Origin of the sequence: Rhodoluna sp. (assembly GCF_024639375.1) — a bacterium.
Classification (GTDB): Bacteria; Actinomycetota; Actinomycetes; order Actinomycetales; family Microbacteriaceae; genus Rhodoluna.
The window spans coordinates 1-2,303 of sequence record NZ_JAHEIM010000021.1 but is presented as its reverse complement, the minus strand read 5'-3'; the positions used below and the strand labels follow the sequence as shown (position 1 = coordinate 2,303).

Sequence of the window (2,303 nt, the reverse complement as noted above, 5' to 3'; positions counted from 1 at the left end):
GTTTCTCGCGTGGGTGGTTCTGCTCAAACAAAGGCAATGAAGCGTGTTGCTGGTCGTTTGCGTTTGGACTTGGCGCAATACCGCGAACTTGAAGCATTCGCTGCTTTCGGTTCTGACCTAGATGCTGCATCAAAAGCGCAGCTAGATCGCGGTGCTCGCTTGGTTGAACTTTTGAAGCAACCTCAGTACAGCCCGTTCTCAATGGCTGATGCGGTTATCTCAGTTTGGGCTGGCACCACTGGCAAGATGGACGATGTTCCGGTCGAAGACATTCGTCGATTCGAATCAGAATTCTTGGCTTACGCACATCGTGAAGTCGCTGCAGCTGTCAATGATTTGGCAAGCACAAATGTTTTGAGCGACGAAACAGTTGCAACTTTGGAAACCACCATTGCAAACTTCAAGAAGACCTTCACCACAAAAGCTGGTCACTTGCTAGTTAATGATGCTCCAGTAGAAGCGCTAAATGAATCTGACATTGACCCAACCAAAATCACCAAGGTCAAGAAGTAATCGGTAGGTATTAGACATGGGTGCGCAGCTTCGGGTTTACCGCGGACGAATTAAGTCCGTAAAGGCAACCAAGAAGATTACAAAGGCAATGGAGTTGATTGCGTCTTCACGTATTGTGAAAGCGCAACAACGAGTTGCTGCATCTTTGCCATACACGAAAGCACTAGTGGCAGCAGTTTCTGCAGCCGCATCAAACTCAACAACTGCTCATCCGCTAACTGCTCATCCAGAAAAGCGAAATCGCGCAGCTGTTTGTTTGATTACTGCAGACCGTGGTTTGGCTGGCGGATATTCTTCAAATGCAATTCGCGAAGCTGAAGGTGTCAATTCATACCTTCGCGAAGAAGGTGTTGAACCACTCGCATTCTTAGTTGGCCGTAAAGGTATTTCCTTCTACAAGTTCAGAGATCGCAAGATTGCAGATTCTTGGAGCGGATTTACAGACCAACCAACATACGAAGATGCACGCAAGATTGCTGAGTCTTTGTTGAAGTCTTTCCAAACTCCAGTTGAAGAAGGCGGTGTGGACGAAATTCACTTGGTCTACACCCAATTCGAAAACATGGTTACCCAAACTCCAGTTGCAAAGCGTTTGTTGCCACTTGAAGTTGAAGAGAAGACTGAAGCAGAACATGGTGAAGCAATTCCACTTTACGATTTTGAACCAGGTGCAGCTGATGTGCTTGATTCATTGCTTCCGCAATACATAACAAATGTTGTTTGGAACGCACTGCTTTTGTCAGCTGCTTCCGAGCACGCCGCTCGCCGTCGTGCAATGAAGTCTGCAACAGACAACGCAGAAGAACTAATTAAGACTCTTACCCGTTTGGCCAACCAGGCTCGACAGGCTGAAATTACCCAAGAAATCTCTGAAATCGTCGGCGGCGCAGATGCGCTGGCGTCAGCGAAGTAAAGGAAAACAAAATGACCGCTACAAGCACTGGTCGCGTATCACGAGTCACCGGACCCGTTGTTGACGTTGAGTTCCCAGCCGAGTCAATGCCTGCGTTGTACAACGCACTCAAGGTAGAAATCAATGTTGCAGGTGAGAGCCGCACTTTGACCTTGGAAGTTGCACAACACATTGGTGACAACGTGATTCGCGCGATTTCTATGCAACCAACAGACGGTTTGACCCGTGGTGCTGCAGTAACTGACACCGGCGATGCAATCACTGTGCCAGTTGGCAACGTAACTAAAGGTCACGTTTGGAACACCTTGGGCGAGCCACTTGACGTGCCAGCATCTTCATTGGAAATCAATGAGCGCTGGGGTATCCACCGCCAAGCTCCATCATTTGATCAACTCGAATCAAAGACCGAAGTTTTCGAAACTGGTATCAAAGTTATCGACCTTCTAACCCCATATGTAAAGGGTGGAAAGATCGGTTTGTTCGGTGGTGCTGGTGTTGGTAAAACCGTTTTGATTCAGGAAATGATTTACCGCGTAGCTGAAAACTTCGGTGGTGTGTCTGTGTTCGCCGGTGTTGGTGAACGTACTCGTGAAGGTAACGACCTTTTCCTTGAAATGACTGAAACCGGTGTTATCGAAAAAACTGCACTTGTGTTCGGCCAGATGGACGAACCACCTGGAACTCGTTTGCGTGTAGCGCTTTCAGCACTAACCATGGCTGAATACTTCCGCGATGTTCAAAAGCAGGACGTGTTGTTGTTCATCGACAACATCTTCCGCTTTACTCAAGCAGGTTCTGAAGTTTCAACCCTTCTTGGACGTATGCCATCAGCTGTGGGTTACCAACCAACACTTGCTGACGAAATGGGTATGTTGCA

The 2,303-nt window shown here is 47.9% G+C and carries 2 protein-coding genes and 1 pseudogene; all 3 read left to right on the top strand.

Annotated features, from left to right (window positions below; all coding sequences use genetic code 11):
* A pseudogene (locus tag Q0L28_RS06435) lies at nucleotides 1-513 on the top strand (F0F1 ATP synthase subunit alpha); the annotation flags it as partial.
* Between the two features lie 16 nt (nucleotides 514-529).
* The gene (locus Q0L28_RS06430) at nucleotides 530-1,426 is read left to right on the top strand and encodes a F0F1 ATP synthase subunit gamma (RefSeq protein ID WP_296633155.1); all 897 of its coding nucleotides are present in this window, start codon (nucleotides 530-532) and stop codon (nucleotides 1,424-1,426) included.
* A gap of 11 nt (nucleotides 1,427-1,437) precedes the next feature.
* On the top strand, nucleotides 1,438-2,303 hold an 866-nt coding region (gene atpD / locus Q0L28_RS06425), incomplete at its 3' end, for a F0F1 ATP synthase subunit beta (protein ID WP_296633153.1).